General features: G+C 39.3%; 23 protein-coding genes. 11 read left to right on the top strand and 12 right to left on the bottom strand.

Features of this window, described 5'->3' with window-relative positions:
• Nucleotides 1-86 precede the first annotated feature (86 nt).
• Entirely contained in the window at nucleotides 87-1,376 is a 1,290-nt protein-coding gene (locus tag C9J40_RS01110; RefSeq protein WP_107205740.1) for an NAD(P)/FAD-dependent oxidoreductase, read from the top strand.
• Between the two features lie 78 nt (nucleotides 1,377-1,454).
• On the opposite strand, the gene C9J40_RS01105 is transcribed toward C9J40_RS01110, so the two are convergent.
• From C9J40_RS01105 to C9J40_RS01085, 5 genes are all read right to left on the bottom strand, one after another.
• Nucleotides 1,455-1,928: an FKBP-type peptidyl-prolyl cis-trans isomerase gene (locus C9J40_RS01105; protein ID WP_005367112.1), complete on the bottom strand. Its 474-nt coding sequence runs from the start codon at nucleotides 1,926-1,928 to the stop codon at nucleotides 1,455-1,457.
• 91 nt (nucleotides 1,929-2,019) lie between these two features.
• Nucleotides 2,020-2,259, bottom strand: a complete 240-nt coding sequence (locus C9J40_RS01100) for a YecH family metal-binding protein (RefSeq protein ID WP_107245443.1) — start codon at nucleotides 2,257-2,259, stop codon at nucleotides 2,020-2,022.
• 106 nt (nucleotides 2,260-2,365) lie between these two features.
• Entirely contained in the window at nucleotides 2,366-2,920 is a 555-nt protein-coding gene (locus C9J40_RS01095; RefSeq protein WP_107205742.1) for a GNAT family N-acetyltransferase, read from the bottom strand.
• A gap of 81 nt (nucleotides 2,921-3,001) precedes the next feature.
• Nucleotides 3,002-6,463 (bottom strand): transcription-repair coupling factor, encoded by a 3,462-nt coding sequence (gene mfd / locus C9J40_RS01090; protein ID WP_107245442.1) that lies wholly within the window; start codon nucleotides 6,461-6,463, stop codon nucleotides 3,002-3,004.
• The gene (locus C9J40_RS01085) at nucleotides 6,456-7,040 is read right to left on the bottom strand and encodes a PilZ domain-containing protein (protein ID WP_107205744.1); all 585 of its coding nucleotides are present in this window, start codon (nucleotides 7,038-7,040) and stop codon (nucleotides 6,456-6,458) included. The genes mfd and C9J40_RS01085 overlap by 8 nt, the downstream gene beginning before the upstream one ends.
• A 253-nt stretch (nucleotides 7,041-7,293) precedes the next feature.
• On the opposite strand from C9J40_RS01085, the gene lolC reads away from it, so the two are divergent.
• The 4 genes from lolC (at nucleotide 7,294) to C9J40_RS01065 (ending at nucleotide 11,650) form a co-directional block, all read left to right on the top strand.
• Entirely contained in the window at nucleotides 7,294-8,502 is a 1,209-nt protein-coding gene (gene lolC, locus C9J40_RS01080; RefSeq protein WP_107205745.1) for a lipoprotein-releasing ABC transporter permease subunit LolC, read from the top strand.
• Complete coding sequence (gene lolD / locus C9J40_RS01075) at nucleotides 8,495-9,187, top strand: lipoprotein-releasing ABC transporter ATP-binding protein LolD (protein WP_107205746.1); 693 nt, start codon at nucleotides 8,495-8,497, stop codon at nucleotides 9,185-9,187. The genes lolC and lolD overlap by 8 nt, the downstream gene beginning before the upstream one ends.
• On the top strand, nucleotides 9,187-10,434 hold the full coding sequence (gene lolE, locus C9J40_RS01070; protein ID WP_107205747.1) for a lipoprotein-releasing ABC transporter permease subunit LolE: 1,248 nt from the start codon (nucleotides 9,187-9,189) through the stop codon (nucleotides 10,432-10,434). The genes lolD and lolE overlap by 1 nt, the downstream gene beginning before the upstream one ends.
• Nucleotides 10,435-11,110: 676 nt before the next feature.
• Entirely contained in the window at nucleotides 11,111-11,650 is a 540-nt protein-coding gene (locus tag C9J40_RS01065; RefSeq protein WP_107245440.1) for an outer membrane beta-barrel protein, read from the top strand.
• A 258-nt stretch (nucleotides 11,651-11,908) separates the two neighbouring features.
• Here the strand turns inward: C9J40_RS01065 and C9J40_RS01060 are convergent, their stop codons facing one another.
• From C9J40_RS01060 to C9J40_RS01050, 3 genes are all read right to left on the bottom strand, one after another.
• Nucleotides 11,909-12,577 carry a DedA family protein gene (locus C9J40_RS01060; RefSeq protein WP_107205749.1) on the bottom strand — a complete coding sequence of 223 codons (669 nt, stop codon included), beginning with the start codon at nucleotides 12,575-12,577 and terminating at the stop codon, nucleotides 11,909-11,911.
• Nucleotides 12,578-13,167: 590 nt separating this feature from the next.
• Nucleotides 13,168-13,728: an HdeD family acid-resistance protein gene (locus tag C9J40_RS01055; protein WP_107205750.1), complete on the bottom strand. Its 561-nt coding sequence runs from the start codon at nucleotides 13,726-13,728 to the stop codon at nucleotides 13,168-13,170.
• A gap of 293 nt (nucleotides 13,729-14,021) precedes the next feature.
• Nucleotides 14,022-14,546 (bottom strand): DUF2062 domain-containing protein, encoded by a 525-nt coding sequence (locus C9J40_RS01050; protein ID WP_107205751.1) that lies wholly within the window; start codon nucleotides 14,544-14,546, stop codon nucleotides 14,022-14,024.
• 31 nt (nucleotides 14,547-14,577) lie between these two features.
• On the opposite strand from C9J40_RS01050, the gene C9J40_RS01045 reads away from it, so the two are divergent.
• From C9J40_RS01045 to C9J40_RS01020, 6 genes are all read left to right on the top strand, one after another.
• Entirely contained in the window at nucleotides 14,578-16,887 is a 2,310-nt protein-coding gene (locus tag C9J40_RS01045) for a DNA internalization-related competence protein ComEC/Rec2 (protein ID WP_107245438.1), read from the top strand.
• Between the two features lie 165 nt (nucleotides 16,888-17,052).
• The gene (gene msbA / locus C9J40_RS01040) at nucleotides 17,053-18,810 is read left to right on the top strand and encodes a lipid A ABC transporter ATP-binding protein/permease MsbA (RefSeq protein ID WP_107205753.1); all 1,758 of its coding nucleotides are present in this window, start codon (nucleotides 17,053-17,055) and stop codon (nucleotides 18,808-18,810) included.
• Nucleotides 18,810-19,844, top strand: coding sequence for a tetraacyldisaccharide 4'-kinase (gene lpxK, locus C9J40_RS01035; protein WP_107245437.1), 1,035 nt, complete (start codon nucleotides 18,810-18,812; stop codon nucleotides 19,842-19,844). The genes msbA and lpxK overlap by 1 nt, the downstream gene beginning before the upstream one ends.
• Nucleotides 19,825-20,004 carry a Trm112 family protein gene (locus C9J40_RS01030; protein WP_006645988.1) on the top strand — a complete coding sequence of 60 codons (180 nt, stop codon included), beginning with the start codon at nucleotides 19,825-19,827 and terminating at the stop codon, nucleotides 20,002-20,004. The genes lpxK and C9J40_RS01030 overlap by 20 nt, the downstream gene beginning before the upstream one ends.
• Nucleotides 20,004-20,750, top strand: a complete 747-nt coding sequence (gene kdsB / locus C9J40_RS01025) for a 3-deoxy-manno-octulosonate cytidylyltransferase (protein ID WP_107245435.1) — start codon at nucleotides 20,004-20,006, stop codon at nucleotides 20,748-20,750. Before C9J40_RS01030 ends, kdsB begins: the two co-directional genes overlap by 1 nt.
• A gap of 158 nt (nucleotides 20,751-20,908) precedes the next feature.
• Entirely contained in the window at nucleotides 20,909-21,637 is a 729-nt protein-coding gene (locus tag C9J40_RS01020) for a potassium channel family protein (protein ID WP_107205756.1), read from the top strand.
• A 33-nt stretch (nucleotides 21,638-21,670) separates the two neighbouring features.
• Here C9J40_RS01020 and C9J40_RS01015 read toward each other — a convergent pair whose 3' ends face one another.
• The 4 genes from C9J40_RS01015 to elyC form a co-directional block, all read right to left on the bottom strand.
• Nucleotides 21,671-21,907, bottom strand: a complete 237-nt coding sequence (locus C9J40_RS01015; RefSeq protein WP_107205757.1) for an RNA-binding protein — start codon at nucleotides 21,905-21,907, stop codon at nucleotides 21,671-21,673.
• 170 nt (nucleotides 21,908-22,077) lie between these two features.
• A complete protein-coding gene (gene hpf / locus C9J40_RS01010) occupies nucleotides 22,078-22,437 on the bottom strand; it encodes a ribosome hibernation-promoting factor, HPF/YfiA family (protein ID WP_107245434.1) in 360 nt (119 codons plus the stop codon).
• A gap of 349 nt (nucleotides 22,438-22,786) precedes the next feature.
• Nucleotides 22,787-24,175 carry an L-cystine transporter gene (locus C9J40_RS01005; RefSeq protein WP_107245432.1) on the bottom strand — a complete coding sequence of 463 codons (1,389 nt, stop codon included), beginning with the start codon at nucleotides 24,173-24,175 and terminating at the stop codon, nucleotides 22,787-22,789.
• Between the two features lie 325 nt (nucleotides 24,176-24,500).
• Nucleotides 24,501-25,328 (bottom strand): envelope biogenesis factor ElyC, encoded by an 828-nt coding sequence (elyC, locus tag C9J40_RS01000; protein WP_107245431.1) that lies wholly within the window; start codon nucleotides 25,326-25,328, stop codon nucleotides 24,501-24,503.
• Nucleotides 25,329-25,397: the final 69 nt, after the last annotated feature.

Raw genomic sequence — 25,397 nt, 5'->3', positions numbered from 1 at the left:
TGCAAAACAGACCACAACAAACAGTCTGCTATGCAATAAGGTATTTGTCAGTTTAAAAAATTTATAAAATTAGAGAGGAAGTGATTTTGACTCGAATTATTGTTGTTGGAGGCGGTGCGGGTGGTTTAGAGCTTGCGACAAAGCTTGGACGTACCCTTGGTCGTAAAGGCCGTGCAGAGGTTACTCTAGTGGATCGCCGTGCAAGTCACTTGTGGAAACCATTACTTCATGAAGTAGCAACAGGCTCATTAGATGCAGGTGTAGATGCTATTAGTTATCGAGCACATGCGAAAAACCATCACTTTGATTTTCAAATGGGCTCGTTAGAAACGATAGATCGTGAAAATAAAACGATCACACTTGCTGCATTATTTGATAAGCAAAACGAGCTGTTAGTACCTGAGCGTACATTAGAATACGATATTCTTGTGTTAGCGATTGGTTCTACATCGAATGATTTTAATACTCCGGGTGTGCGTGACCACTGTATTTTCCTTGATAGCCCAGAGCAAGCACACCGTTTCCGTACAGAGATGAACAACCAATTCATGAAGTTACATGGAAACAAAGATCAAAAGACCGTTGATATCGCAATTGTTGGTGCTGGTGCTACTGGTGTTGAATTATCAGCAGAGCTTCATAATGCAGTACAAGAGTTACATAACTACGGTTTCGGTGACTTAGATAGCTCTCGTCTAAACGTAAACCTAGTTGAAGCTGGCGATCGTATTCTTCCGGCATTGCCACCGCGTATTTCTCAAGCGGCACACAGTGAGCTAACGAAATTGGGTGTAACCGTACGTACTGGTACGATGGTCACTAAGGCTGATGAAACAGGCTTAACCACAAAAGATGGCGATCATATTCCAGCACAAATCATGGTATGGGCTGCCGGTATCAAAGCACCTGATTTCATGAAAGATATTGCAGGGCTTGAAACGAACCGTATTAATCAGTTAGTGGTTAAACCAACGCTACAAACAACCCGTGATGATGATATTTATGTGATTGGTGATTTGGCATCTTGTGTGCAGGAAGATGGTTCTTTTGTTCCACCACGAGCGCAAGCGGCACACCAAATGGCAAGCCGTTGTTTCTCAAACATCGTTGCGAAAATTACAGATCGTGAGCAAAAGCCGTATGTGTATAGCGATCATGGCTCGTTAGTATCACTAAGCCGTTTCTCAACTGTTGGTAGCTTAATGGGTAACCTATCAAAAGGTTCGATGATGGTAGAAGGGCGCATAGCACGTATGGTGTATATCTCACTATACCGTATGCACCAAATGGCGTTACATGGGATGTTTAAAACAGGACTTATTATGTTAGTAAGCCGTATTAACCGTGTACTTCGTCCAAGCTTAAAGCTGCACTAAGTTAGTCATAATGGTTTAATTGATGACATAAAAAACGCCAGCATTTTTGCTGGCGTTTTTGTTTATATCTGTTTTTTATTAGTTGATTTTAAATAACTCAACATCAAAAATGAGCACTGAGCCTGGTGGAATGCTACCTGCACCGTTATTACCATAAGCAAGATTTGCTGGAATAAAGAAACGCATTTTTTCACCAACAACCATATGTTGTAAGCCTTCCGTCCAACCTTTGATCACGCGGTTAAGTGGAAAAGAAATTTTTTCACCACGATCGACTGAGCTATCAAACACGGTGCCATTAATTAAAGTACCGTGGTAATGCACTGTTACGCTATCTGTCGCTTTAGGGTGTTCAGTCCCTGTTCCTTTTTGCAAAACAAGATATTGCAGACCAGAAGGCGTCGTTTGTACGCCTTCTTTTAATTTATTTTCCGCAAGAAAAGCTTCACCTTGCTTAATGTTTTCAGCAGCAACTTGCTTATTGTTGTATGAACGATAAAGGAAAAAAGCGAGTAATACGGCAACAATAACGGCAATAACAATTTTTGACACAATAGTTTCCTTACAAATGAATTTCTTGCATCTTACCACTGTGTCGTTTTTCTAACAGCATGAAACTGTAAAGAATGTTGTGCTTAATCGTTTAATGGTGACACATATTGGCAATGTTAGCCGTAACGATGCCATCTGTAATGGTCACTTTGTTTTTAGCAACAAAAAATTCTAGCAATTGTTCAATCGTTAAATCTTTTAACTTGCAGGTGTAAAACGTCGCATCAGAACCGTAGCTATTCGCAATTTTTTCTTTCAGTGTTTCTATTGTGTACGGCTGTTGAGATTCAATCAGTAAATTAAGGATATCGTGAGCGTGGTATGTATTCATCGGGGAGTTGTCCTTCAATATTGTTTACGAATAAAGCATAAGTGAAGGACCCAAAGAAAATGTTGATGTGTGATAATAAAGTGTATTTTAAATGCAGCTTTTTAGGTTAAGTGAATAAATCGCTTGGTACTAGCGAATAAACAAGACCATCAAGCGGTTTATTATGATAATAAATACGATTACGCGCTTCACATTCAAATTTAGCATTGCATGCTTTTGCTGTTTTTTGGCTAGCATAATTATTGATATGCGTAATGATTTCTAAGCGTGTTAGCCCTAGCATTTGAAAAGCAAATTGTACGGCTGCAATATTCGCCTCAGTCGCAAATCCTTGTCTATGACAACCTGTTTTTATCCAATAGCCTAAATTTGCACTGTTGGTCATAGGAATAATCGCACTAAGAGAAACCGTTCCAATAAACGCATCATCAAAGCGATTAAAGATGGCAAATTCATAGCTAAAATCGGTTTGCCAGCTGAGTCGACTTGCGCTTATCCATTCATGGGCATCATGTTGATCAAAGCGATTATCACACCATTCAAGCCATGGACTTAGTTCATTAACTGAGTCATGTACGGCTGCGAGAAAATCATTGAGATCAGCATTTTTAAATGGGCGAAGAATAAGCCGAGGCGTAGAGATTTCGAAATCAAGTTTCATAGCTATCCTGCCGAAATTCGGAGAGTATCTAAATATAAAGTACTGACCTTGTTCGGTCAGTACTCTTAGAGGATGGTTTACTTACACCATGTGCTGACGAAATTGTTCAAGAAGATCTTCAAGGAACTTTATTCGCTTTTTACGATCACTTTGTTCAGCAATAATTTTCAGTTTTGTTGGGCCTTCCATTCTGAAAACATTGGGCTGAGTTTGCAGTAAACCAACAAGGAAGCTTGGATTGATTGCTGCATTTTGATCAAATTCGAAATAGCCGCCTTTTTCACCGTTCTCGATTTTCTTGATGCCAAGCGTGGCAGCTTTAAGTTTGACACTGTTTACCGTCAGTAAGTTCGATGCCGCTTCTGGTAATAAGCCGAATCGGTCAATTAGCTCAACTTTAATTTCGTTTAGCTCGTTGTCATCACTAGTACTTGCGATGCGTTTGTAAAGTGATAAACGAGTATTAATATCAGGGATGTAGTCATCAGGCAGTAGCGCTGGAATACGTAACTCAACTTCTGTTTGTTGTTTAAGTAGATCATCTAGCGAAGGCTCTTTACCTTCTTTTAGAGCCTCAACAGCTTGTTCTAACATCTCCATAAAGAGGCTAAAGCCAACCGATTGAATTTGACCACTCTGTTCGTCACCAAGTAATTCACCAGCACCACGAATTTCTAAATCATGGGTCGCTAACGTAAAGCCAGCACCAAGATCTTCAAGGGAAGAAATGGCTTCAAGGCGTTTCACCGCATCTTTCGTCATACGCTTTGGATGTGGTGTTAATAGGTAAGCATAAGCTTGGTGGTGAGAACGACCAACACGACCACGTAACTGGTGTAACTGAGCCAAGCCAAGATTATCAGCGCGATCCATAATAATGGTATTAGCGGTAGGGACATCGATACCAGTTTCAATAATTGTAGTACACACAAGTACATTGAAGCGCTGGTGGTAAAAATCGCCCATGATCTTTTCGAGTTCACGCTCACGCATTTGACCGTGAGCAAAGGTGATACGGGCTTCAGGGATCAACTTTGCTAAATCTTCGGTCGTTTTTTCAATGCTATCGACTTCATTATGCAGGAAGTAAACCTGACCACCACGGCTGATTTCACGTAACACAGCTTCACGAATAACAGCATCATCGGATTGGCGAACAAATGTTTTGATCGCTAAACGACGCGCTGGTGGTGTGGCGATTATCGAAAGATCGCGCATCCCACTCATTGCCATGTTTAAGGTACGAGGGATCGGTGTTGCCGTTAAGGTTAAGATATCGACATTGGCACGAATCGCTTTGATTTTTTCTTTCTGACGCACACCAAAGCGATGCTCTTCATCGACAATCAATAAGCCTAAATCATGGTAGTTCACACTGCTATTTAGTAGCTTATGAGTACCAATTAAGATGTCGATTTTACCTTCTTCGACATCCGCTAAAATTTGTTTTTGCTCTTTCGCTGTTTTAAATCGAGATAGCACTTCGACACGCACTGGCGTATTAGCAAAGCGGTCACGGAAGTTTTCAAAGTGCTGTTGTGCCAATAGGGTAGTTGGCACTAACACCGTTACCTGTTTGTTGTTATCAACAGCCACAAATGCAGCACGCATAGCGACTTCAGTTTTACCAAAGCCCACATCACCACAAACAAGGCGATCCATGACCTTGGTTTGGCACATATCAGACAGAACTGCGTTAATTGCTAAGGCTTGATCGTAGGTTTCTTCATAAGGGAAACCTGCGCTAAATTCAGCGTATGCTTCACGATCTAGGGTAAATTTAACGCCTGGTTTTAATTCGCGTTTAGCGTAAACATCCAGTAATTCAGCCGCCACATCACGGACTTTTTCTGCTGCTTTTCGGCGAGCCTTAGACCATGCTTCGCCACCTAATTTATGAATAGGTGCGGTATCTTCAGCACCACCTGAGTAGCTACTAATTAAATGCAGTGATGCAACAGGAACATAGAGTTTAGCGCCACCTTGATATTCAAGTGTCACATATTCGGTTTTAATACCGCCAGCTTCAAGGGTTTGTAAACCTTGGTAACGGCCTATGCCGTGATCAATGTGAACGACAGGTTGCCCCACTTGCAGTTCAGCAAGGTTACGGATAATCGTATCGGCATTGACCGTGGTTTTTTTATCATCGCGACGACGGCGTTGAACAATACGCTCACCAAGTAAGTCACTTTCACACAAGAATGCAACAGCAGGATCATCAAGAATAAAGCCATTTTCAGCCGAGCCAATAACAAGGCTATGTTTGGTGGGGTTATCAAGGGCTTCATCTAAGGTTTTACAAACCAATGGACGGACTTTGATCCGTGCTAATAGATCGAGCAGCGCTTCTCGGCGGCCTTCAGAGGCTACAGAGAAAATGACTTTGCCTTGGAATTGCTCATCAAAGCGTCTGAGTTCAGCAAACGGCTCTTTAAGTTGATGATTAATCGTGATGCTAGGGACGGGTTTTAATTCAGGATTAAAACGGCCTGCTTTTTGGCTATCGACAGGCTCCGACTGAATACGAACACGAGGCAGATTCTTAAAGCCTGTGAACATTTCATCTTTTGTTAGCCATAGCTCTTTAGGTTCAAGTAAAGGACGCAATGGATCAACACGGCGTTGATCGTAACGGTATTCAGCATCGGCTAAAAAGCTATCAACGGCAGGCTCTAAATCACCCAGTGTGATAAGCAAAGAAGTATCAGGTAAGTAATCAAATAAGGTTTCTGTTTTATCGAAAAACAGTGGTTGCCAGTATTCAATACCTGCAGGCCATGTACGTTTGCTGACTTGTTGATAAATAGATTCTGGTTCTCGGCGAGCTTCAAAACGTTCACGCCAGCGCATACGGAAATTTTCAACTGCGATTTCATCCGTTGGGAACTCATGCGCTGGTAATAAATCGATACTATCAATTTCACCGGTGGAGCGTTGGTTATCTGGATCAAATTGACGAATAGAGTCGACTTCATCGTCAAAAAAATCGATACGGTAAGGTGATTGACTCCCCATTGGGAACAAATCAAGCAGCGAGCCTCGGCTGGCATACTCGCCATGCTCCATCACTTGATCAACATGACGATAACCTGATACTTCAAGCTGTAAGCGCAGCTTTTCAAGTGACATTCGATCGCCAGCTTTTACGATTAAAGCATGCTGGTGGATAAACTCTCTTGGGGTTTGACGCTGAAGTAAGGTACTGATCGGCACCAAAATAATGCCAGACTTTTGGCTTGGCATTTTGTATAAACGCGCTAAACGTTCTGAAATAATATCTTGGTGTGGCGAGAAATTATCATAAGGCAAGGTTTCCCAATCTGGAAAAACGTTTACCTCGACATCGCAAAATTGCGTGATTTCTGGCTGAAGTTTTAAGGCTGTTTGGGTATCAGGCACCACCGCAAGAACTGGGCCTTTATGCGATGCGGCCACTTCTGCAAAAGACAGTGCAAGGGCTGCCCCCTTGATATTACCGATATAACGGTTATCGCCAGCCTTACTAGGTAAGGGTATAGAAAGTAAGTGTTTATTATTCATCGTTATTATTTAATTGTCGTTGTTGAGCACGTTGGCGTAAAAGTTTTTGCTGGCTATATAAAGCGGCGCGGATCAGCAAATCTCGATCATCTTCAAGCAAACGGGTATAACGCAATTTAATGATAAATTGCTCATCGCTAGCAATACTTTCGGTGACTTCAGCGTAGCAAAAAATAGCAGCGGCTGGGTAATCTAAAAACAGTTTCACTCTAACATTAGTGCCAACCGGATAGGAAGATGAACTGGTAAAACTAAGGTTACTTGCGCCAAAAGTTAAGGTAGTAAAACGATAGGTAGGATCATCTTGCTGCGATAAAACATAAGACAGTAATAGATTAATTTTACTGTTTTGTGCTGCAAGATAATCCATCAATGCTTGGGTTTCATTTTTGTTGAAACTGGCGAATAAACGATCGGCATTGTCTTCTAACGTCGAACACTCGCTGGCAATACGAAATAAAGGCGGGATTTCGGCATTGAAATCTTGTTCATCAGGTACGCTTTCATTAGATGATAAACGTTCAACGTTAATAGTAAGCCCTAGCTGGACTGAAAAATACTCATCTTGTTGTGTCATAGCGCACTCACTGTGAATAAATCCTATTTCAAACTAATAATAGGAGCGGATGCCATAACTGACAGCCACAGCATATAAAGCTTGATTTAATTGGACTGATTATTACTTAGCAATCATGCAAGGGCAAGAAAAGCGGCGTAAGTGTTTATCATTTAGTCACTGAATTTACATTACATTTACTATGTCGGATGGTAATTGAGGGTGTGAACGAGTATTCTTTACCAACCTAATAAAGGAGTGGTTTCTCAATCCTATGTTTCATCCAGTGTCTTTTTATATTGGCTTACGTTATTTACGTGGTCGTTCAGGCGATCGCTTTAGTCGCTTTGTCTCTTATATGTCTACAGCCGGTATTACTATTGGTGTAATGGCGTTAATTACCGTTATGTCTGTGATGAACGGCTTTGAAGATCAGCTAAAAGGTCGAATTTTAGGTGTTCTACCGCAAGCCGTCGTATCGAGTGCAGATGGACGAGTACCGTTATCAGAAAACGCACCTGAGGCATTAAAACAATTGCCACATGTGACTGGTGTAACGGCGATCACACGTGGTGAAGCGATTATACAAAGTGCAAACTCTATTGCTGCCGGTACGATGATTGGTATTGAACCTAATCAATATGATCCCATCTCTCGTCATATGATGGTGGGGAGCTTAAGTGATCTTACTCCTGGGAGTTTTAAAGTGGTTATTGGCCAAGCGTTGGCCGTTGAACTGGGTGTTCAACCGGGCGATAAAATTCGTCTGATGGTGACCAGTGCAAGCCAATTTACGCCAATTGGTCGTATGCCGAGCCAACGAAAATTTGAAGTTTCGGGTATTTATGACACGGGCTCTGATGTTGATAACCAATTGGTATACACCAATATTTCAGATGCTGGACGTTTATTACGCTATAAACAGGATCAAATGACAGGTTGGCGTTTATACCTTGATGATCCATTCGTTGTTCCTGAATTAGCTAAATTGAAATTACCCAATGGTTGGACATGGTCTGATTGGCGCGAGCAGCGCGGTGAGCTGTTCCAGGCAGTAAAAATGGAAAAGAATATGATGGGCTTAATGCTTAGCTTGATCATAGGTGTGGCGGCTTTTAACATCATTTCTGCTTTAGTGATGGTGGTGATGGAGAAACAATCAGAAGTTGCAATATTAAAAACCCAAGGTATGACTCACCGCCAAGTCTTGATGATTTTTATTGTTCAAGGGGCAAGTAGTGGTGTTATCGGTGCCTTATTAGGTGGCTTACTCGGCGCGTTAGTGGCGCACTATCTTAATGCCATTATTTCTGTATTGGGTGTCGATTTAGCATCGATCGGTGGCACGTTACCCACCGTGATTGAACCGATGCAAATTATGTTTGTTATTTTAGGCGCTATAAGCTTGAGTTTATTAGCGACTATTTTTCCTTCTTATCGTGCGGCCGCTGTCCGTCCTGCTGAGGCTCTTCGTTATGAATAATGCGTTGTTATCTTGTCACCAAGTTTGTAAAACCTATAAAGAAGGGCAGTTTGAGACAGAAGTTTTAAAGCAAGTTGATTTAGAGATTGCTGACAATGAGTTGGTCGCCATTGTGGGATCATCTGGCTCAGGGAAAAGTACACTGTTGCACATTCTGGGGGCTTTAGATGAACCCACTGATGGAGAAGTGTTCTTTAAAGGGCAGCGCTTAGATATTTTAAGTGCGAACAAACAAGCGAAAATTCGTAATCAAGAAATTGGCTTTGTATACCAGTTTCACCACTTACTTGCGGACTTTACTGCCGTTGAAAATGTCGCTATGCCGTTGTTAATTGGTGGTAAAAGTGTCAGTCAAGCGCGTACATGTGCACAAGACATGCTGGCTTTAGTGGGGCTTAGTCATCGTTATGAGCACCGTCCTTCGGAATTGAGTGGTGGTGAACGTCAACGTGTTGCCATTGCGCGTGCCTTGGTTAACAATCCTTCTATTGTTTTAGCTGACGAACCTACGGGGAATCTTGATCATAAAACGGCATTAGAAATTTATGATTTAATGCGTAAATTGAATGCAGAATCAGGTACCGCATTTTTAGTCGTGACCCATGATAGTGAATTAGCGGCAAAACTTGACCGTTGTATGCATATGCAAGATGGCGTGTTATCTCAAGTCGTTGTGGAGGCTTAATGTTTCGCCCTCTTTCTTTATATATAGGTAGTCGTTTTAATCGTTCGAAAAAACGTAACCGAATGGTGTCATTTATTTCAATGTCATCGATGTTAGGTATTGCCGTTGGTGTTGCGGTGATCATTGTTGGTCTGTCAGCAATGAATGGTTTTGAACGTGAACTACAAACCCGTGTGTTATCGGTGATCCCACAGGGTGAGTTACAGGCGGTTGAGCCTCCTTTAAATAATTGGCAACCGCTAGTTAAGCAAATAGAAAAACACCCGGATGTGACAGCGGCTGCGCCTTATGTTGAATTCACAGCGTTACTTGAAAAAGGCACAAAGTTAAAAGCTGTTGGTGTTCGAGGTGTTAACCCTCAAGAGCAACTTAAAGTCAGTGAATTACCGCACTATGTTTTAAATGATGCGTGGAGCAAATTTACTGCCGGTAAAAAAGAAGTCATTTTAGGTCAAGGCGTTGCTAAAAGCCTGAATGTGAAAGTGGGAGACTGGTTAACCGCATTGCTCCCTGATGCCGATCCTGAAATGACCCAGCTTCGTGCTCCGCATCGAATTCGATTACAAGTAGCGGGTATTTTAGCGCTTGGGGGAGAAATTGATCATAAATTGGCGCTAGTGCCAATGGCTGATGCACAAAAATACATGGATATGGGGCAAGGTGTCTCAGGTATTCAAATTAAAGTGGATAAAGTACTACAAGCGCAGCGTATTGTAAAAGAAGTGGGTAATACGCTTCCTGTCTATGTTTATCTGAAAAGTTGGACACAACAATACGGCTATATGTACCGTGATATTCAGTTAGTCCGTACGATTATGTATTTAGTTATGGTATTGGTTATTGGGGTTGCGTGTTTCAACATCGTTTCAACCTTAATGATGGCAGTAAAAGATCGGGCCTCTGATATCGCGATTTTAAGAACCATGGGGGCAAGTGATCGCTTAGTGAAATCCATCTTTATTTGGCATGGCGTATTATCTGGTGTGTTAGGTAGCGTGATGGGGTCAATATTTGGTAGCTTAGTTGCTGTTAACTTAACTCATATAGTTCGAGTGATAGAAAAAATCATTGGTCACCGGTTCTTATCGGGGGATATTTATTTTATTGATTTCCTACCCACTCAGTTAGCCTATAAAGATGTGTTAATTGTATCTATAACAGCAATTATACTCAGCCTTGTTGCTACTTGGTATCCCGCTCGTAGGGCAAGTAGTTTGCAACCTGCCAGAGTACTAAGTGCGAAATAGTCTTATTGTATTATTGATATCAAACGGAGCCACATTGGCTCCGTTTTTGTATCTATAGATTAAACTACTTAGAATTTTTCAAGTGTTGACGTTTTGATTTTCAATTACGTATACCTGCGATTGTTGAATCATAATACCCGGAAGGACTGTCATTATTGATATGTGTTTAAGCGATCTTGTTCTCTTATAAATAGAGAAAAGTTGCTGTCATTATGCGATTAAATTCAAGGTCATTAATTAATAAAAATAGATGAAGTCTCTACGTGATAAAAATAAAGAACAATAAATAAAAGGTAGACGATTCTTACGTTAGTTTTAGTGGTCATTATTTGGTCGATAAATAAATAATATTCACAATATTGTGAATTTTATTTTTATTTTATTTTTAACAATGCTTTTTTATTTACCTGATTGGTTGTTTTTCGTGCTCTTGTGGGTGAGTTCAACTGAATAATTAAACTTTTTTCTTATAAATTGTGAATGGTGTTCATTTGAAAATTAATTAAGTTGTTTCATTTAACAGGGATGAAACTGCGTGCTAATTTTGTCGCCACTGATTTATGGATACAAGTGTCGTAGACGGATTGTTACTTCTCTATTTAAGTAACCTAACTAAGTAAAGGGATTGCACTAAAGTGGACAACTTGTTTAAAAATAAAAACATTTAGGAAAAATAATGAAAAAGAATGCACTAAGCCTTCTAGTGGCACTATCTGTATTAGCTCCTGTTGCAGCACAAGCAGCCGTTCAACTACCTGCTGGTACTCAAGAGATCGGTGTACAAGGTAACGCAAAACTAGGTAGTGGCTGGCATGCAGATATTAACGGTACTTACGGTACTTTCGTTAAAGATAACTGGGAAGTAGGTGGTACTGCGACTGTTCGTGCTCAAGACGCTAATGATGAGCTTAGTGGTCAGCTAGGTGTATTCACCGAGTACAACTTCGTGAACTCTACTAACTGGGTTCCTTACGTAGGTGCTGCTGCTGAAGTTGGTGGTCTATCTCTAAGCAACCAAGGTTCTGACAGCAACTGGGGCGCAAATGCTAAGTTCTCTGCTGGTGTTAAATACTTTATTAATCCTAACGTTGCTATCACTTCTGAAGTTAACTACAGCATCGCAACTGATAAGATCTTCTCTAGTGATTCTTACTCAAGCGAGCAAGCTAAGAACAGCCTAACTAATATCGTATTCGGTACTCGTTTCTACTTCTAAGTATAAACAGTATTACGATGTAATAAAAAACCCGCTAAAGCGGGTTTTTTTGTATCTAAAATAGGTGCCATAATAGCGAAATAGTGGTTTAAACCATCACAATAAGCCCCTGTTATTTATTAGCATAAGCGTGTTATTTAAGATACAAAGTCAATCAAGTTCCAAAAGCTTATAGGGTATGCTTAGAACCAAAAAGTCTGCTTATCCACTCACTTTTATTGTGCAGTGTGTCAGCAGACTTTTGTTATATATTGCTTGTTACAACATGGCTTTGTTTTTCTTAAAGCGTTTTAGTAACCAATTGCTTGATAAGCTAACAATAGCAATAGCGAGAGTAACAAATGGTGCAACCATTAATACCATTGTTGCTACTTTGGCGATTTTTTCTGGAAGAAGCGTTAATAAATAACCTAACCCTGTTAATAGTAATACCCAAGCTGTAGCACTTAACCAAGCAAAACGGAAAAAGTGAGCCTGACTTTTAATCCTAAATCCCATCATTAAAGGTAATAAAGGGCGGACAACAGGAATAAATCGTGCGGTAAACAAAGCAACAATACCATGACGAATAAGTAAATTATCCACAGTTTTCATTCGATGAGGTGGCACCATATTCACCCAGCCTTTTACTTTTGGTAGGTGATCTAGCCAGCGACCTTGCAAGTAAGCTAGCCAACTACCGATGGCTGATGCCACGATTAGTAAGAAGACAATCAATTTAAAATCGATGATCCCCATTGCACCTAATGTTCCAGCAAGAATAACAATGCTATCGCAAGGTAGGGGAGCTGCAGGTAAAAATGCACTTTCTAACCAAATGACAAATGTTACACAAACATAAATCATCACCATGCTTTCTGGGTTTTGTAATGCAACAAAATCTTGATGCCAGAGCGCAGAAAAAATAGATACAAATGAATCAAGCATCTATGTGTCCTTGTAATAAAAGTAGAAAATAAAAGTCGGTTGACGTTAGTGAAACAGTTGCTCCCGACTATGTGTAAAACGAAATTGAAAATTGGCTAGAGGTAAAAGTTTTTTCCGTTTTAAACAAAAATTTTCTATAGCTATCAGTATGTAAGAGAGTGAAACACTACTCTTTTGTTGTAACAAAGCAAGCAAATGATCACGTTGATGAGACAACGGAGAGCTCACCAGTTTAGGTAATGAGAGTAAAACGCGATAGCGCTGCGTTGAAGATATAAAAGTAGAGTCAACAGACGTTATTGGTGTCGTTTGTTTAAGGTATTGATTTGTATTAATAGCGCTTGCTGTTGCAGATGCACAGTGATGAAAGAAAATGCAACCAAGCAATAATGAGAAAACGTATAATCGTTGAATACACGGCATTGCTATATCTTAGTTAAAGTAATCTGCAGCGTTATTAGTACTGAAATTACAACTAAATAGCAAACGTTTAGTTGTGTACAAATATTGCAAATACGCGATGGTATCTGAATTAAAAAAGCCTCAATATCAAAAATATTGAGGCTTTTTATTTAGATTCCATTTTTATGTTATTTATTTTGAACCACTTTTTTCATTTGAGTACCAATGAAAATAAAGCTGAAGCCTTCAAATAGTAGTGATACACCAACAAAAATACCCAGTAATGACATAGAGAATTCTGGATTATTCATCAGAGTAAAGAAATAGATACCAATAGCAGTAGAAATCAAACCACTGATTACAATCCAGCGCCAACCTGCAAGGTGTTTACGACTATTAAAACCAAATAGCATACGCGTAACACCGTTGAAAATCATTGTGGCAATCATTAATACGGTAATAGTAACTAAGCCAATAAACGGTTGGCTTAGAATAAATAAGCCGCCAATTAAATAGAATAGCGCACTAATAACGTACCAAATTTTAGTTTTCCAATCATGAATACTAAAGGTGTGATAGACCTGTACTAGACCAATCACAAGGAAAATGGTCCCTACAATTGTTGTGATTGTCATACCCGCAGCAATAGGTAAGCTAATTGCAAAAACACCGGCTAATGCGACAATAACTCCAACAATAATAAACCATTTCCAGCCTTTGCTAAGCATTGAGCTCACAGGGTTATCCATAATAAGTACCTTAAAAGTAAAATGTGTAATTTAAATGTTTTCCTAATACTAGACGTAATTATTTGATTTGCTAGTAAAACCTCTATTGATAAACAGTAATTTAAGTTTTTGAATAAAACATATGATGAAAATGGATAGTGAGTATTAACGAAAATTGAACTGGCAATGAAAATTGTGAAAAATGAAACAGGCGGGTAATTAAATGTGTTTTTTTGATCTAAAAAATAAAGATAAAAGAAGAAAGCCTCTCGTCATAGAGGCTTTTGCTTATTTATATTTTAAAGGTATTAAAGCTAGTGGGTTTTACCAATTCGGAATTTACGCTTATTCCAGCTTCTCACAACGGAATAACGCCATAAGCTACGGATGCCAAAATAGCCGATAAGCGCTGATACTACACTGCAAATAAAGCAGCCAAGTAAAAATGGGGGGCCAATTTGGCTCATTTGGTTAAGTAAAAAATCCCATGAAAGCTCAAAGTGAAACGCGATGTTAGGACTATTCAATACCCAAGCGCCTAACTTGTAAGCACCATAGAATAAAACAGGCATAGTCACAGGGTTACTTACCCAAACGAGAGCCACTGAAAGAGGCAGATTTACACCAAATAAAATAGCTAACCCAGCTGCCATAATCATTTGACTAGGAAGTGGTACGAAAGCCATGAATAAGCCAACGGCAAATGCACCTGACGCAGAACGACGGTTTAAGCACCATAAGTTCGGGTTATAAAGTACATTACCAAAGATCTTAAGTGCTTTTTGGCGCTTAATGACTTCATGGCTTGGTAAGAACTTTTTTATAAGATGTCTAGGCATAATTAGTATTTATTAAAATGGCGATAACAGCATGTTACAAACATCATTAGGTATCGCAATAGGTTTTCATTCACTGCATTGGTTATCATTTCTACCACCGTACTGGTGGTATATGACAGCAATAATAGTCAGCCTTGTTATTTTTTATTATTGTAAAAACCATTTTCTTTTCTGGTTTTCAATAAGTGCTTTTCTAGCGGTGTTATGTGCCGAACAATATCGTAAAAAAGTTGAAGACATTCCGCTAAATCGCACAAATCTTACCATAAATGTTCGTATAAGTGCTGTAATAAATGAAAATATACCAATTTCAAATATTGAAGTGGAGGTTGTTGATAATTATTTTCATTCACCGCCTGATAATCCTGTTTTGGATGCATCTCATAGGTTATTTCTGATCTGGCCGGATGCGCCAACATTAAAGCAAGGTCAAATTTGGCACTTACCTGTTAAGTTGAGTCGAATTGTTGGACGTGTAAATCAAGCTGGCTTTGATGCAGAACGATATGCTGTGAGTCGAAATGTACATGGTAATGCTGTGGTGCGTCATCGATTATCATCGCTGCCATTATTACTTCCATCAAGAATAACTTGGCGACAGCAACTCTATGATAAGGCGTTAGGTTATGTCGAAAATATGCCGAATAAAGCATACCTATTAGCATTAGCGTTTGGTGACCGAAGTGGATTAACGAAAGTAGATTGGCTTCATTTAAGAGACAGTGGAACGGCTCATTTGTTAGCTATTTCAGGGTTACACATCGCACTTGCCATGTTATTAGGATGGCAAATAGGCCTAAAATGTAAGCTTTTCTTGCCGCAGAAGCGTTACTTTATTTGGTTACCGATGATAACAGGGTTATGTATCGCATTTTCCTATGCCTGGTTAAGTGGCTTCACTACGCCGACCATACGTGCATTAATTATGTGTGTCTTTCTCGGGATCTTGAAAACAACAGATGTGTATTGGCGCCATTGGCAACTATTATTAGCTGCGTTAGCATTAAGTGTATTTATTGACCCATTCGCCATTTATAGTGCTTCTTTCTGGCTATCATTTTATGCCGTTGGTGTTTTGATTTTAGTTACCCTAAGCCAGCGCTATTTTACAGGAAGAAGCGTATTTGATGACTCGATATCGAGCAATCGCTTCAAAGCGTTTTTATTTAAACTAGCAAAAATTCAGCTTTGGCTATTGGTGCTAATGTTACCCATACAATGGTTATGGTTCGGTGGCGTATCGCTAGCAGCTCCTATTGCTAATATAGTTGCTGTTCCTTTGGTCAGTATCATCACGGTTCCTTTAGTATTATTAGCACTGCTGACGTTATGGTTTCCACCCGTTTCTTCATTGTTTTGGCAATGTGCTGACTGGTCTTTAATTCCTATCATTGAAGGGATCCAATGGTTGGAAGGTGCGTGGTATCCATTATCAGTGAACCTAACCCCTTTACTTTGGGGAGTTATCATCATTTTTGTTGCATTGATGTTATTGCCTTTATCGTCATTTAAGTGGCTATATAGCTCGTTGATAGTAATTACATTGTGTTGGTTTATTAAAGAGCCGGTAAAGTCGGATTGGAAAATGTTGGTACTTGATGTTGGACATGGATTAGCGGTACTGATTATTAAAAATAACAAGGCTGTATTATATGATACTGGCAATCGATGGGAGGATAGAGCCGTTGCTGAAACCACTATTCTACCGATTCTGAGACAGCTAGGTATAAAGCAATTAGATTATTTAATTATTAGTCACGATGACAGTGATCATGCGGGTGGAAAAACAATCATTATCGAGAAGTTATCACCGCAATATAAGTACAGTAGTAATTTTGAAAAGGGATATTTGCCATGCCAGAAAGGCCAAACATGGCATTGGCAAGGTTTGACATTCAAAGTCCAATGGCCTTTACAGCGCGTGTATCATGCCCGAAATCCTCATTCTTGCGTTATCCATGTTCAAAATAGTGAGCTTCAAGGCCCATCCGTGTTATTAACGGGTGATATTGATGCGATTGCTGAGTTGATGATGTTAAAGAGCGCACCGACACTGGATGCTGATATTTTGTTAGTTCCTCACCATGGTAGCAAAACGTCATCAACGCATACCTTTCTTGACACGATAAAGCCCTCATTAGCCGTTGTTTCTACTAGTTATTATAATGCATGGAATTTGCCAGCAAAAAGTATCAAAGCACGGTATCAGGATCGAGGGATTGAGTGGTTATCAACGGGAAATTCGGGGCAGATAAGCGTGACTATTAACGGACGAAACTACCAAGTTATTACTGAGCGACAACACTCAGCCACACAGTGGTATCGTCCTCGTTGGTTATAAGTGTCCTTTTTTCAATTTAGGATGTTCATCGCTTGGATAAAGAACACTTATTGCTGCTTTTTTTTGCGCTAAAGATAAATTTTTCAAAAGGATGAGATACAAATTTGGTAGAGAAGGAAGTTAAGGGTAGAATATAAAAACTGTATTAGTAATAAATTGGTTTTCATGACTCAATTAACAGAAAAATCATCAAGCGAAACGTACAAGCGTTTATGGCCCTACATTAGCATTTATAAAGCAGGCCTTGCTGTTGCAGTGATCGCTCTTATCATCAATGCGATTGGTGATACCTTATTGGTTTCAATGATCAAGCCACTGCTTGATGAAAGCTTTGGTGGATTAGACAAAATTGATTCTAATTTCCTAGCGATGATGCCAATCTATTTAATTGGCTTAATGATAATGCGTGGTGCAAGTGGCTTCGTAGCAACTTACTGCTTATCTTGGGTATCAGGCAATGTTGTAATGAACTTACGTCGTCAGTTATTCCAACACTTCATGAAAATGCCTGTTTCATTTTTCGATAAAGAATCTTCAGGGGCATTGTTATCTCGTATTACTTACGATTCAGAGCAAGTTGCGTCAGCTACCAGTAGTGCATTAGTGAGCATTGTACGTGAAGGGGCATCTATTATTGGTCTAATGGTATTGATGTTCTGGAATAGTTGGCAACTATCCGCAATTTTGATTGTGATTGCCCCTGTTGTTGCAATCAGTATTCGTATTGTATCAAAGCGTTTTCGTAAAATTTCACGAAATATGCAGGATGCGATGGGGTCTGTGACGTCATCTGCTGAGCAAATGCTAAAAGGTCACAAAGTCGTATTAAGTTACGGTGGTCAGCAAGTAGAAAAAGAGCGCTTTGATAAAGTGAGCAATCAAATGCGTCGCCAGACCATGAAGCTTGTTTCTGCTCAGGCTATTTCAAACCCCGTAATACAGGTTATAGCGTCTTTTGCTCTTGTCGTTGTGTTAATTTTGGCAAATACGCCATCTTTACGAGCGGAACTAACACCAGGTACGTTTGCCGTTATATTTGGTTCGATGTTCGGCTTGATGCGTCCATTAAAAGCGCTTACAAGTGTTACTTCTCAGTTCCAACGCGGTATGGCTGCTTGTCACACCCTGTTTGAATTAATGGATTTAGAAACCGAAAAAGACAATGGTAAAGTTGAAGTTAAACGTGTGAAGGGTGATGTAGAGATTAAGAATGTAACCTTTACTTATCCGACAAAGGACACTCCAGCATTGCGTAATGTGAGCTTTAGCATACCGGCAGGTAAAACATTAGCATTAGTCGGTCGTTCGGGTTCTGGTAAGAGTACCATTGCAAACTTATTGACGCGTTTCTATGACATTGAGTCAGGTGAAATAAACATTGATTCGGTTGAAATTCGAGATTACAAACTTTCCAATCTTCGTAACCAAGTGGCGGTTGTTTCTCAAAACGTACACTTATTTAACGACACTATTGCAAATAATATTGCTTATGCAAGTGAAGGTGCATACAGTCGTGCAGATATTGAACGTGCAGCTGAACTGGCTTATGCGATGGACTTTATCAAAGGCATGGATAAAGGCTTAGATACTATTATCGGCGAAAACGGTGTCAGTTTATCGGGCGGTCAACGTCAACGTCTTGCGATTGCTCGTGCGCTGTTACGTGATGCGCCTGTGTTAATTCTTGATGAAGCAACATCAGCACTTGATACTGAATCTGAGCGCGCAATTCAAAGTGCCTTAGATGAACTTCAAAAAGACAGAACGGTACTGGTAATTGCTCACCGTTTATCTACGATTGAAAATGCCGATCAAATCCTAGTAGTAGATGATGGTGAAATTGTTGAACGCGGTACTCACGCAGAGCTAATTAGCCATGATGGTGCATATGCACAACTTCATCGAATTCAGTTTGGTGACTAATGGCATCCCTTATTGAAAAAATGTGGTTTCAGCATCCGCCTAAAGGGGGGATGCTGTTACTTTACATTCTGCTTTGGCCTGTATTTAAACCCTTAAGTTTTTTATTTGGGGTGATTAGCCAACATAAAAGACGACAATATTCTGCTGGTAAAAAACAAGCGTATAGCGCGCCTGTACCTGTTGTTGTGGTTGGCAATCTTACTGCGGGTGGCAATGGTAAAACGCCTGTTGTCGTGTGGCTGGTGGAACAACTACAAGCGCAAGGTTTAAAACCGGGTGTGGTTTCTCGTGGTTATGGTGGTAAAGCGCCGCATTATCCCTATTATGTTGAAGCGACAACTAGCACAGATATAGCAGGGGATGAACCCGTACTTATTCAACGAAGAACGAACGCCCCCGTTGCTGTTGCACCTAAACGCAGTGAAGCGGTGAAGATGCTATTAGATCACAATGTAGATGTGATCATCACTGATGATGGTCTTCAGCATTATGCATTGGATCGTGATATTGAAATTGTTGTGATTGATGGTCAACGTCGTTTTGGTAACGAGCATTTATTGCCATTGGGTCCATTACGAGAAACCTGTGAGCGTTTAGATAGCGTTGATTTTCTGATTTGTAATGGTGGTTCAGCGCAAGCAAATGAAGCATCAATGACATTAGTCCCAACCGATTTAATTAATGTGAAAACAGGTGAGCGTTGCTTGATAGGTGACTTAAAAGATATCGTAGCTATTGCGGGTATTGGTCATCCTCCTCGCTTTTTTTCTACCCTAAATCAATTAGGCGTAACCCCTGTTTTATGTCAGCCTTTTGCTGATCATCAAGCATTTGAAAAACAAACATTGTTAGAGTTAGCCCATCAAGGGCAGCATTTAGTAATGACTGAAAAAGATGCCGTGAAGTGCTATGCGTTTGCTGAAGATAACTGGTGGTATTTACCCGTTAATGCAGATATCGCTCAGCCTCAGGCAACAGACATTATTAATAAGATCATTGAGGTAAAGGAAACGTATGGATCATCGTCTGCTTGAAATCGTTGCTTGTCCTGTATGTAAAGGCAAGTTGAGTTACGATAAAAAAAATAATGAGCTGGTATGTAAATTTGATCGTTTAGCTTATCCTATTAAAGATGGCATTCCAGTTTTACTTGAGCCAGAAGCACGTACGTTAAGCTCTGACGAGGTTAAATAATGACATTTACCGTTATTATTCCTGCGCGCTATCAATCTACACGTTTACCGGGTAAACCGTTGGCAGATATTGCAGGTAAGCCAATGGTGCAGTGGGTTTACGAGAAAGCGATAAAGTCCGGTGCCGATCAAGTGATTGTTGCAACGGATGATCAACGCATTGTTGATGTGGTGAAAGGTTTTGGTGGTGAGGTGTGTTTAACACGCACAGATCACGAATCTGGTACCGAGCGTTTAGCCGAGGTGGTTGAAAAATATCAACTATCGGATGATCATATTGTTGTTAATGTGCAAGGGGATGAGCCACTTATTCCTGACACTATTATCCGCCAAGTTGCTGATAATATTGCGCATAAAGACGCACCTATGGCGACATTAGCGGTAGAAATTGATCACTATGATGAAGTATTTAATCCAAATGCTGTAAAAGTTGTTACGGATAAAGATGGTTATGCATTGTATTTTAGCCGTGCAGCCATACCTTGGGATCGTGATAATTTTGCCAAGCAGCCACGAATTGTGCATCATAATTTACTTCGTCATATTGGTATTTATGCATACCGTGCAGGGTTTATTAAAACCTATATCAATTGGGCACCAAGTGCACTTGAGCAAATAGAGTCTCTAGAGCAATTGCGCGTGCTTTGGCACGGAGAAAAAATCCATGTTGATGTGGCAATTGATGCACCTCCTGCGGGTGTAGATACGCCAGAAGATCTGGAGAAAGTTCGTCAGTTCGTGGGTTAAAAATGCAATAACAGATAAAGCCTAAACAGAGTTTAGGCTTTTTTATTTGTCTTGATTATGGAATAGAGATCAGGCTTTATATCTATTAAATACAAAGTCGTAAGTAACAAGTGTTACAGTGATAATGTCACTTGGTTTAACGGATGAGGAAATAATCCATGGCATTTATTAAGAAGTTATTTTTAAGCCAATGGAGCACTGATTTTCGCTACGTCAAACCTGCGATAAAAAATCAAAATGATCATGTAAAACAAGTCTGGAATGATGAAAAAGAAAATACATTTGGCATCGAGAGATTATTCAAACTTTTTCTTGTTCTATCATCATATATTTTTCCTGGGCTGTATATTCGACATATCTCTGGTAAGTTTGGATTATTAGCAAGGAAAATATGTTCAGAAGTTTATGTTATTCTTAAATTAATAACACCGATACTGATCTTTAATTTTAATCTTGAATCATCACCATTCTCTATTTTATTTATATCTTATTTACTATTAGAAACATTGCTTTATTTATTAAGTATCATTTTTCTTTCAGATATCTATAGCCCGCCAATATCTAAAAAACGTTCATTTTTAATGTTAGTTATTAATTATATCGAAGTCTGCTTGGGGTTTGCTGTTTTATATAAAGCGACAGGTGGAGTGAGCAATCTAGTCTCAAATTTTGATGCGATATATTTTAGTTTTATTACGGCGACAACAATAGGGTATGGGCACATGGCACCAATCGGACATGATGCGAAAGCCTTGGTGATATTACATGCAATGTATAACTTTATATTTATAGGTTTAATTTTAAGCAATTTTGCTATTAATATCACTTATAAAGATAGTAGCTACAGAGTAAAGGATAATAAAAATAGTCCGCGTAAAGCTGATTAACAGGGCAATGTATTGCCCTGTTAGATAGACTTTTTACTGTGCTGTTTTTACACGGATACGACTTTTGTCTACCATCGTTTCATTTAAAGCTTTCATCGCACGGACTGCTTGTTGCTCATCGTCCATTTCTAAAAAAGCAAAGCCTTTTGACTTACCTGTAATTGTATCTAAAACAAGGTTACAGTTTCCTACTTTGCCAAACTCTTCAAAAATTTTACGAATTTGGATTTCAGTGGTGCTACGAGAAAGGTTACGAACTAGAATTTTCATTTAGAGATCTTTTATTTGGTGTGTTTTACTATTTTAACACGAAAAATATCGAAGAGAGGTATATGGCGGAGTAAGAAATGAGGAATACAGATATTTCTATTACCTATATTGAAAAGCGATCACCGAAATAAATGATGTAAAACAGTGACCGCTTTTAGTGGCAAGATGATTTATAACTTAGCTAACGTTTCGTCTTCTTCTTTAATTAAGTTTTCTTTCTCTTTTTGTGCTTTTTCACTGAGGTGAGCTTGTGGTTTTTCTTTGTGCTTAATGACTTGACGCTCTAGACGGTCAAAGGCTTCGTTGAATGCATCGATTAGCTCGTTAGCTTCACCAGTAGCGTCGATTTTACCTAGGTTAGACTTAGTTGCGATTTCAACAGTAAACTTACGGCCTTCCTCAAGTTTCATAAATACATCTTTGCTTTGGAAAGTAATTTTGAATTTATCAAACTTAAAGAATGCTTCTTTAATATGTTGTTCTAGGTAGTCTGGAAGTTCAAAACCGCGTGCTGTAATTTTAATGGTCATAATAAGTTACTCATAATGTGTTGGAGTTTATGCTTAATAAGACTAGTCTAAAAATGATTATCTAACGTGATCTACGTCACATTAATTACCATAAGAGGATTTGTTAAAAAGAGGAAGGTCTTGATTGCTTAATAAACAATTTATAGTGATGGTAATAATGAAAAATAAAGTATTTATCGAATAAGAATGAAAAAAACACTATTTATTAAAATTAAATAATAAATAGTGTTAATGAAATGTAATTTTTATGTTTTTTACTAAAAAAGTAATCTTTGATTGAAAAGTGAAAAACTAAAAAAAAGTGAGATTTTTATTTGTTAATACAAGAGCAATCATAGCTAAATTATGTTTAAGCGTGTGTGTCAATAACGTTTGGTTGTTTCTCTTTATCTATCTCAGTCGTTTTATTTAAGCCTAAAATACGAGAAGTAATAGTTCCTGCCGTCATTGAGCCACTAACATTTACTGCAGTTCTTCCCATATCAATTAAAGGCTCAATCGAAATTAACAAGCCTGCAAGTGCAACGGGCATACCTAATGTTGAAAGAACGATAAGAGCGGCAAATGTCGCACCACCTCCAATACCTGCAATACCAAAAGAGCTGACGGTTACAATGGCAATAAGGGAAATCATAAAGCTGGGATCTAATGGATTAATGCCCACTGTCGGCGCAATCATTACGGCAAGCATAGCTGGATATAACCCCGCACAGCCATTTTGTCCCATAGTAGCGCCAAAGGAAGCAGAGAAGTTAGCAACCGCATCGCCATTGCCAAGCGATTTTACTTGAGTATCAATGTTTAACGGAATTGTGCCTGCACTTGAACGCGAGGTAAAAGCAAACGTTAGTACGGGTAAAATCTTCTTGAAAAAGCGCAGAGGATTGACCCCAACAAAGCTAACGAGTACTAAATGTAATACCAGAATTGACCCAAGGCCAACATACGATGCGATAACAAAATTCAATAAACCTAGAATATCGTCGTAGTTAGAGCCAGCAACCACTTTCGTCATTAATGCCATCACACCATAAGGTGTTAAGCTCAGCACCATACGTACGAGTGTACGAACAATTTCTTGGGCAACATTAACAAACTTTTCAAAGCTAGCGCCTAACTCTGGGTTTGTTTTAATTACCGTTAATCCCGCCATGCCAACAAATGCAGAGAAAATCACAACGGCAATCGTAGAAGTAGGACGCGTACCCGCTAAATCAGCAAAAGGATTAGAAGGGAAAAATGAAATTATCATGTCGGCAAACGACACATTCGCAATACTGCCCAAGCGTGTTTGTAATGCTTCGCCACGGGCAATTTCACGCGCACCTTCAACAATACCATCAGCTGTCAAACCAAATAGGTTAGTGATCATTATGCCGATTAAAGCAGAGATTGCTGTTGTTGCTAATAAAATACCTATGGTGAGAAATGATATTTTACCCAGCGCACTTGAATCCTTAACCTTAATAATTGCGCCAATGATAGAAACCATAATGAGTGGCATAACAATCATTTTTAACAGGCTGATATACCCAGCCCCAACAATATTAATGTACTCAAGGGTGTCACTAACGACAGGAGTTTGTGGGTGATATAACCACTGTAGAGCAGCGCCAAATAAGACACCGAGAATTAATCCGGTAAAAACGCGTTTTGACAGGGTGCTATCGGTACGTTGCTGCTTAATCAACAAGGCGATCAGTACCGTAAAGACGGCTAAATTTATAATTTGGTACATACTGCTAACCTTTAAATTATCAATATAATAAAAACGAGAAAGCAATTATTTGCAGTTAAATAAACTGATGCTTGTAAAATTTAGAAATTAAAATGTTAAGCAATTATTGTTTCTCATTGGAGGGGAATCATAGTGGCTAACGCTTTTTTCAGATACATTTTTTATGACGTTTTTTAGCTTAATTGTTTTATATATATAGCTTTTAGTTATATGCGTTTGTGATAATACGTTGAGGACTACTCAGAAAAGTAAAGAAAAGTAAGTGATGTAGACAAAAAAAAGCCCAGTAATGATTTACTGGGCGATAAGGGCATTTTATATGGTTTTAGCCAGCAACTGTTAACGCATCCGCACTATCATGATTGTTTCCATCCGTGCTTTGTTCTTTATGGTTAGCAAGAAATGTACGCAATTGTTGCCATAAACTCCCTAGTTTTTCATGCCAATAACGTTCAGTTTGGTTTAAAAACTGCGAGCTTGGCGCGTAGCGTATCCAAGGTTGTTTAATTTTGTTCGTCGCTAAAAAGTTAGTCGGTGCTGGAATTGGATACAGTCCAGCTTGATGAAATTCATACAAGGCTCGCGGCATATGGCTGGCTGAAGTAACAAGTACTAAGCTTTTATCACCAACAACAGAAGCAGCTTGATGCGCTTCTTCCCAGGTATCTTTCGCTGTTTCCAACAACAGAATATCCGATTTACTCACTCCCAATGCTAGGGCGACTTTAGCCATCATACGAGCTTGACTGATATTGGTTCCACCACCGTAACCGGAGAGGATTATTTTAGATCCCGGATACATTCGCGCAATACGAATACCTTCAACTAAACGCATTAACGCAGTACGTGAAAGTTCTGAGGTGATGGGAAACGTTTTATCGATCACATGACCACTACCAAGCACCATAACAAAATCGATAGGTTTAGATGAACCGACAAAAGCGGGATATTGTTGCTCTAATGGTCGCAATAAACTCGTAGAAACAGGCTGAAAAGAGACGGCAAAAATACCTAAAAAAGAGAATGCAATAATTCCCGAAGCGAGTTTTTTCTTACGCGAAAACCATAAAACCAATAATCCAATAACCCCAATGATCAGCAGTGCTGGGAGGGGCATAAGGAGTGTTGCGATTAATTTTTTTAATTCAAACATGAAATGTAGTCCGAAATTTCAGCAGTTGAGCTTGAAAAAGCATCACAAGCCTTTATTCCTTTACTGCTT

This window comes from Photobacterium sp. GB-72, assembly GCF_003026095.1.
GTDB lineage: Bacteria > Pseudomonadota > Gammaproteobacteria > Enterobacterales > Vibrionaceae > Photobacterium.
Note: the sequence above shows the minus strand (reverse complement) of the source record. Positions and strands in the feature narration are given on the sequence as shown.